The organism is Streptomyces phaeochromogenes, from assembly GCF_001418655.1.
Taxonomy (GTDB): Bacteria; Actinomycetota; Actinomycetes; order Streptomycetales; family Streptomycetaceae; genus Streptomyces; species Streptomyces phaeochromogenes.
This window is the reverse complement of the sequence record NZ_LIQZ01000625.1, coordinates 1-7,717: the sequence shown is the minus strand read 5'-3', so window position 1 is coordinate 7,717 and position 7,717 is coordinate 1. Positions and strand designations below refer to the sequence as shown.

Genomic DNA, 7,717 nt, shown 5'->3' with positions numbered 1-7,717 from the left:
GCGCACACCCCCCTCGCCCGCGCCGAGCACTTCCTCTGGCTCACCGCGCGCGTGCTGGAGCAGCGCCGTTTCGCGTACCACTTCCTGGGCGGCGACGCCGACGCGGTCGAGACCGCGCTGTCCGCCTACCGCAACGAGGACGACGGGTACGGTCACGCGCTGGAACCCGATCTGCGCGGCCCGGTCAGCCAGCCCCTGCACACCGGGCACGCACTGCACGTCCTGGACTCGATCGGGCGCTGTGGCGGGCAGCGGGTGGAGCGCATGTGCCGCTATCTGACCTCCGTGTCGACGCAGGACGGCGCGCTGCCGACGATCCATCCCAGCCAGCGCGGCTATCCGGCGGCACCCTTCCTGCCGATCGTCGACGACCCGCCCAGCGAGCTCCTCGCCACCGGCCCCGTGGTGGGCCTGTTGCACCGCAACGAGGTCTGGCACGCCTGGCTGTTCAGGGCCACCGACTTCTGCTGGCAGGCGGTGGAGTCCCTGGACAAGTCGCATCCGTACGAGATCGAGGCGGCCGTCGCCTTCCTGGACTCGGCGCCCGACCGCCCGCGCGCGGAGGCCGCCGCCGACCGGCTCGGCCGTCTGGTGCGCGAACACCGGCTCGCGGCGCTGGACCCGGCACGTCTTGAGGCGTTCCCCGTGGCCCCCGATTACGCGCCCGGAGAGCACCACTTCCCGTACGACTTCGCGAAGACCCCGGGCTCACTCGCGCGCGCGTGGTTCACCGACGCCGAGATGACGGGCTCCCTGGAGTTCCTGCTCAACCAACAGCAGAAGGACGGCGGCTGGCCGGGACGCCGACGCCAGTGGGCACCGAGTACGGCCCTGGAGGCACGCCCCATCGTGACGATCGAGGCCCTGCGCACGCTGCGGGCCTATGGACTGCCCGTCGGTTGACATCGACGCCACTCCGCTCGGCGGCCTGGCCGAGCCGATCACCGACCGACTACCGGTCGCCAGTTGCCGCTGCCGCTCCGCTCGCCGACGGGGCCTCAATCAGGGGGCACACGCACGCGTGCCCCCTCTTTGGCCCAGCCGGACACCCCCGTCTAAGCCCAACGTCGCCTCAGCCCGTACCCACCCGATCCACCCCTCCCCTCAGCCGGCCATCGCCCGCACCCCGGCCGTGACGAGCACGGCCGCAGCGACGACCAGCAGGAACGGGGCACGCAGCAACAGCGCCACGGCAGCCGCGGCAAGCCCCGCCGCCTTCGCGTCCAGCACCAGGACGCGTCCGTCGGCGAAGGTCTGCTGGGCCGTGAGGGCGGCCAGGAGGGCGACGGGCAGCAGAGCGGCGAGCCGCTGGACGAGCGGTCGTTCCAGCAGGCCCGCCGGAATCAGCAGCCCGATGAGCTTGACGGCATAGCAACCGACGGCGGTGAGGCCGATCGCGATCCAGATGTTCAACGTCCCTCCCCCACGGTGTCGTCGTCTTCGGCCGGGCCGGTAGGCGCCCGACGACGCCCTTCCGCCCACAGGACGGCCGGAGCGGCGAGCGCGGCCACCAGGACGGGAACACCGGCAGGCAGGACGGGCAGCAGCCCGAGCCCCAGGACGACCGCGAGTCCCGCGACGACCCGCTCCATGGTGGTCTTGAGCATGGGTGCGAGCAGCGCCAGAAAGACGGCGGGTCCGGCCGCGTCCAGGCCCCAGGCGTCGGTGTCTCCGATGGCGTCGGCGCCCAGTGCGCCGAGCAGCGTGGTGAGGTTCCACAGCACGTAGAGGGTGAGCCCGGTGACGGTGAAACCGATCCGCACGCTGCGCCGCGTGGGCTGGGCGAGAGCCACGGCGGTGGTCTCGTCGATGACCCACTGGGCGGCGAACGGCCGCACCGCGCGCGGGAGGGCCAGCAACTGCGACAGACGCAGCCCGTAGAAGGCGTTGCGCACCCCCAGGAAGAACGCGCCCGCCGCGGCGGTGAACGGGTTGCCCCCACCGGCCAGCGCCCCCACGAGGGCGAACTGGGAGGCTCCGGTGAACACCAGAAGGCTCAGTGCGCAGGTCTGCAGCAGCGTGAGCCCGCTGCCCGCCGAGGTCACCCCGAAGGCGAAACCGGACAGTCCGACGGCCACCCCGACTCCGAGGGCGTCCCGTACGACGGCGGCGTCGGGTTTTCCGCCGTCTTCACTGCGTATGTCTGCGAGAGCTGCATGTTCTGCCACGCCCCGGACGGTACGAGAATCTCCCGCCGCGATTCTTGTACGTTCTTGCGCTCGCGCTGATACGCGCCCGGCGGCACGCCCACGATCCGCGTGAAGTGCCGATTGAGGTGCGGTTGATCCGTGAACCCCACCGTGACGGCCGCCTCCGCGGGCGCGACCCCCGAGTCCAGCAACCGACGCGCACGCCGTACCCGGACATCGGTCAGCCACGCGTGCGGGGGCATCCCGTAGGCGTCCCGGAAGGCGCGCAGCAGCGCGAAGGGGCTGGTCCCGAGATCTCCGGCGAGCCGCTCCAGGGTGGGCGGCTCCACGATCTGTTCCTCGAGAACGGCACGCGCGCGTGCCGCGACTCCGGCTCCCGCGGTCCGCGGGACCCGCTCCGGCAGCGGCCCGCCGTTCACCCGCAGCAACCGGGTCACGGCGACGCGCAACAGCGTGTCGGCGGCCAGCGCGTTGCCCTCCTCGGCGGCCCGCAACACCTGATGAACCAGCATCACGGCATACGGATCATCGATGACCGGGCTCACGAACCCCGGAGTACCACGAAGAGCGGTGGTCTCAGCAGCGATCTCGGCCACCAGCTCCGGCGACGGATAGACGGCCCCGTACCGCCAGCCCTCAGGAACCCCGGCCCGCCCCGTGTGCGGCGTATCGGGATTGACCAGTGCCAGACACCCGGCCCCCGCGTACTGATCCGCCCCACCGTGGTGAAAGACCTCGACACCGTCGGCGATGGCGGCGATGACGAAGTTCTCGTGCGTGTGCCGGACAAAGGTCTTCTGCACATACCGAGCCCGCAGCAGATCGACACCGGGCAACTCCGCGAACTGCCAGTGCCGAGCCCTCTCCTTCCCAGCTCCAGCCATGCCCCCCATTCTCCGCCATCGGGGCAAACACGGGACGGGCACACCCCACGACCCGCAGCCGTCGGCCCCGGCCCCTCCAAGGCGGCAGGCGCACGGACGGCGGCCCGCAGCCGATCCCTGACAGCCGATCCCTCCGCAGGTCAGCGCCGTTGTCAGTGCCCGGGTGCAGGATGGACGCATGGTCAGCTCCGCACACCGAGCCCTGGACGGCTTCTCACCAGCGACCCGTGCCTGGTTCACGGGCGCCTTCGACGCGCCGACGGCGGCCCAGGCCGGGGCATGGCGAGCCATTGGTGAGGGCTCGGACGTGCTGGTCGTGGCCCCCACCGGCTCGGGCAAGACGCTGGCCGCGTTCCTCGCCGCCCTCGACCAGCTGGCCTCGACCCCGCCCCCGGCCGACCCTAGGAAGCGCTGCAGGGTCCTGTACGTGTCACCGCTGAAGGCGCTGGCGGTCGACGTGGAGCGAAACCTGCGCAGCCCGCTGACCGGCATCCGGCAGGAGGCGGTGCGCCTGGGCCTGCCCGAGCCCGAGGTGAAGGTCGGCATCCGCTCCGGCGACACCCCGCCGGCCGAGCGCCGCGCGCTGTCCACCCGCCCGCCGGACATCCTGATCACGACCCCGGAGTCGCTGTTCCTGATGCTCACGTCGGCCACGCGCGACGCGCTGACGGGCATCGAGACGGTGATCCTGGACGAGGTGCACGCGGTCGCGGGCACGAAGCGCGGCGCCCACCTCGCCCTCACCCTGGAGCGCCTGGACGAGCTGCTCCCGAAGCCGGCGCGCCGCATCGGCCTCTCGGCCACCGTCCGCCCGGTGGACGAGGTCGCCCGCTACCTCTCCCCCCACCGCAAGGTCGAGATCGTCCAGCCCCCGTCCGGGAAGGAATTCGACCTCTCCGTAGTCGTGCCCGTCGAGGACCTGGGCGAGCTCGGCGGCTCCCCCGTCGCGGACTCCGACACGGCGGCCGAGCGCCCCTCGATCTGGCCGCACGTCGAGGAGAGGATCGCCGACCTGGTCCAGTCCCACCGCTCGACGATCGTCTTCGCCAACTCCCGCCGCCTGGCGGAGCGCCTCTGCAACCGGCTCAACGAGATCGCGTACGAGAGGGCGACGGGCGAGCCCCTGGAGGAGCACCACGCGCCGGCCGAGCTGATGGGCGGCTCGGGCGCGGCCCAGGGTGCCCCGCCGGTCATCGCCCGCGCCCACCACGGCTCGGTCTCCAAGGAGCAGCGCGCCCTCGTCGAGGAGGACCTGAAGGCGGGCCGTCTGCCCGCGGTGGTCGCCACGTCCAGCCTGGAGCTCGGCATCGACATGGGCGCGGTGGACCTCGTCGTCCAGGTCGAGTCACCGCCGTCCGTGGCGTCCGGCCTCCAGCGCGTGGGCCGTGCGGGCCACCAGGTCGGGGCGGTCTCCACCGGCGTGGTCTTCCCCAAGTACCGGGGCGACCTCGTCCAGGCAGCCGTGGTCACCGAGCGGATGCGCACCGGCTCCATCGAGTCCCTCCGCATCCCGGCCAACCCCCTGGACGTGCTGGCCCAGCAGATCGTCGCCATGACCGCGCTCGACACCTGGCAGGTCGACGACCTGCTCACCACGGTCCGCCGCGCGGCGCCCTTCGCCTCGCTTCCGGAGTCGGCGTTCACAGCGGTGCTCGACATGCTCGCGGGCCGCTACCCCTCCGACGCCTTCGCCGAATTGCGGCCCCGTGTGGTGTGGGACCGCGTCGCGGGTACGGTCACGGGCCGCCCCGGCGCCCAGCGCCTCGCCGTCACGTCCGGAGGCACCATCCCCGACCGTGGCCTCTTCGGGGTCTTCCTCGCCGGCGCCGACCCCAAGAAGGGCGGCGGCCGGGTCGGCGAGCTCGACGAGGAGATGGTCTACGAGTCCCGCGTGGGAGACGTCTTCACGCTCGGCACCAGCTCCTGGCGCATCGAGGACATCACGCGCGACCGCGTCCTGGTGTCCCCCGCCCCGGGCGTGCCGGGCAGGCTGCCGTTCTGGAAGGGCGACCAGCTCGGGCGTCCGCTCGAACTGGGCCGCGCGGTGGGCGCCTTCCTGCGCGAGGTCGGATCGCTGCCCAAGGACGACGCCCGCCTCCGCCTCCTCGCGGCGGGTCTGGACGCCTGGGCCGCCGACAACGTCCTGTCCTACCTGGCCGAACAGCGCGAGGCCTGCGGCCACATCCCGGACGACCGCACCATCGTCGTCGAGCGTTTCCGTGACGAGCTGGGCGACTGGCGGGTCGTCGTGCACTCGCCGTTCGGCGCCCAGGTCCACGCCCCGTGGGCCCTCGCGCTGGGCGCCCGCCTCTCCGAGCGGTACGGCATGGACGCCCAGGTCATGCACGCCGACGACGGCATCGTCCTGCGCCTCCCGGACGCCGACCTGATGGGCCTGGACCTGCTCGACCAGGAACCCACCAAGCTGGGTACGGAGTACGACTCCGACCAGGCACCCGTGGGCGCGGCGGATGTCGCCTTCGACAAGGGCGAGGTCAATCAGATCGTCACCGACCAGGTCGGCGGCTCCGCCCTGTTCGCGTCCCGCTTCCGCGAATGCGCCGCCCGCGCCCTGCTCCTGCCGCGCCGCAGTCCCGGCAAGCGCACCCCCCTGTGGCAGCAGCGCCAGCGCGCCGCCCAACTGCTCCAGGTGGCCAGTGAGTACGGCTCCTTCCCCATCGTTCTGGAAGCGGTCCGCGAATGCCTCCAGGACGTCTTCGACGTACCGGGCCTCACGGAACTGATGGGCGACCTGGAGTCCCGCAAGGTGCGGCTCGTCGAGGTCACGACACCGGAGCCGTCCCCCTTCGCCCGGTCACTGCTGTTCGGCTACGTCGCCCAGTTCCTGTACGAGGGAGACTCCCCGCTCGCCGAGCGGCGTGCCGCGGCCCTGTCGCTGGACTCACGTCTGCTCGCCGAGCTCCTCGGCCAGGCGGAGCTGCGCGAGCTCCTGGACGCCGACGTCCTTACGGAGCTGGAGAGCGAGCTCCAGTGGCTCACGGAAGACCGCCGCACCAAGGACGCCGAAAGCGTCGCGGACCTCCTGCGGATGCTCGGCCCGCTCACCGACGCCGAACTGGCCGAGCGCGGCGCCGATCCGGAGTGGGCCCGGGACCTGGCTTCGGCCCGCCGCGCCATCCGGGTCCGGATCGGCGGGGCCGACCACTGGGCGGCGATCGAGGACGCGGGCCGACTGCGCGACGCGCTCGGCACGGCGCTGCCGGTCGGCGTCCCGGAGGCCTTCACCGAGCCGGTCAAGGACCCGCTCGGCGACCTCCTCGCCCGGTACGCGCGCACGCACGGCCCGTTCACCTCGACCGCGGCGGCGGCCCGCTTCGGGCTGGGTCCGGCCGTCACCGAAGGGGCGCTGCAGAGGCTCGCCGCGGCTGGCCGTGTCGTACAAGGGGAGTTCCACCCGGCGGGGATCGGCCAGGAGTGGTGCGACGCGACGGTGCTGCGCCGGCTGCGGCGCCGTTCGCTGGCCGCACTGCGCCATGAGCTGGAGCCGGTGCCGCCCGCCGCGCTGGCCCAGTTCCTGCCGCAGTGGCAGCACCTCGGCAGCGGGCACGGCCTGCGCGGTATCGACGGACTCGTGCGCGCCATCGAGCAGTTGCAGGGCGCTTCGGTGCCCGCGTCGGCGCTGGAGAAGCTCGTCCTGCCGTCCCGCGTCGCGCACTACGCCCCCGCGATGCTCGACGAGCTGACGGCCGCCGGTGAGGTCGTCTGGGCCGGAGCGGGCGCGCTGCCCGGCAAGGACGGCTGGGTGTCCGTCTACCTTGCGGACACCGCGCCCCTCCTCCTGCCGCCCCCGCATCCCCTGGAGCTGACCGCGCTCCACCAGTCGGTCCTGGACGCCCTCTCCGGGGGCTACGGTCTCTTCTTCCGCCAGATCACCGACCAGATCCGCGCCACCACGCACCCCGATGCCACCGATCCCCAACTCGCCGACGCCATCTGGGACCTGGCCTGGTCGGGCCGTCTGACGAACGACACACTCGGCCCGATGCGCTCTCTCCTCGGCTCGGGCCGCACCGCGGGTTCCACCGCGCACCGCGCGAAACGCACAGTGCCCCGCGGACGGTACGGAAGCCTGACGGCCGCCGCACGCCCTCAGTCCCGGACGGGCCCGCCGACCGTCGCGGGCCGCTGGTCACTGCTCCCCGCTCTCGAACCCGACGCCACGGTCCGCGCCCACGCCCTGGCCCGCACCCTGCTCGACCGGCACGGCGTGGTCACCCGGGGCGCGGTCGCCGCGGAGGGCGTGGAGGGCGGCTTCTCCGCCGTCTACCGCATCCTGTCCGCCTTCGAGGAGAGCGGCCAGGCCCGCCGCGGCTATGTCGTGGAAGGGCTCGGCGCCGCCCAGTTCGCGATGGACGGCGCGGTGGACCGGCTGCGCGCGGCGGCCAACGCCCGCGAGCGGGGCGAGGCCCTGCCCGAGCCCGGGTTCCCGGGCATGCCCCTGCCCGGCGGTCGCCCGAGCGCGCGCACACCGGGCCACGCCGACGGTCCCGCCGAACACCCGGACCCATTCGACGACAACACAGGCTTCCCCGTCCCTGACGACTTTCGGCCGGACAACGACCCGTACTCCCTGCGCGGCGGTTCCGGACCGCCCTTCCCCGGCGCCCCGACGCCCAGCACCGATCATCGATATCCACCCCCCTCCGCCGACACCCCCCGTAC

The 7,717-nt window shown here is 73.0% G+C and carries 5 protein-coding genes; 2 read left to right on the top strand and 3 right to left on the bottom strand.

Going from position 1 to position 7,717, the window contains the following annotated elements:
- Positions 1-903: hypothetical protein (locus tag AOK17_RS46845; RefSeq protein ID WP_055618727.1), on the top strand; the 903-nt coding region annotated here is incomplete at its 5' end.
- A 201-nt stretch (positions 904-1,104) separates the two neighbouring features.
- Here the strand turns inward: AOK17_RS46845 and AOK17_RS46840 are convergent.
- The 3 genes from AOK17_RS46840 to AOK17_RS46835 are packed head-to-tail and all read right to left on the bottom strand — an operon-like array spanning position 1,105 to position 3,034.
- Entirely contained in the window at positions 1,105-1,413 is a 309-nt protein-coding gene (locus AOK17_RS46840) for an AzlD domain-containing protein (RefSeq protein WP_055618726.1), read from the bottom strand.
- The gene (locus AOK17_RS49680; protein ID WP_245697894.1) at positions 1,410-2,141 is read right to left on the bottom strand and encodes an AzlC family ABC transporter permease; all 732 of its coding nucleotides are present in this window, start codon (positions 2,139-2,141) and stop codon (positions 1,410-1,412) included. Before AOK17_RS49680 ends, AOK17_RS46840 begins: the two co-directional genes overlap by 4 nt.
- Complete coding sequence (locus AOK17_RS46835) at positions 2,042-3,034, bottom strand: AraC family transcriptional regulator (protein ID WP_055618728.1); 993 nt, start codon at positions 3,032-3,034, stop codon at positions 2,042-2,044. Before AOK17_RS46835 ends, AOK17_RS49680 begins: the two co-directional genes overlap by 100 nt.
- 178 nt (positions 3,035-3,212) lie before the next feature.
- Between AOK17_RS46835 and AOK17_RS46830 the strand changes: the two genes are divergently transcribed.
- On the top strand, positions 3,213-7,717 hold a 4,505-nt coding region (locus AOK17_RS46830; RefSeq protein ID WP_055618725.1), incomplete at its 3' end, for an ATP-dependent helicase.

What these genes read in the sequence shown, in the direction of transcription:
- AOK17_RS46835 (WP_055618728.1), bottom strand. Translation starts at nt 3,034, where the DNA reads ATGGCTGGAGCTGGGAAGGAGAGGGCTCGGCACTGGCAGTTCGCGGAG.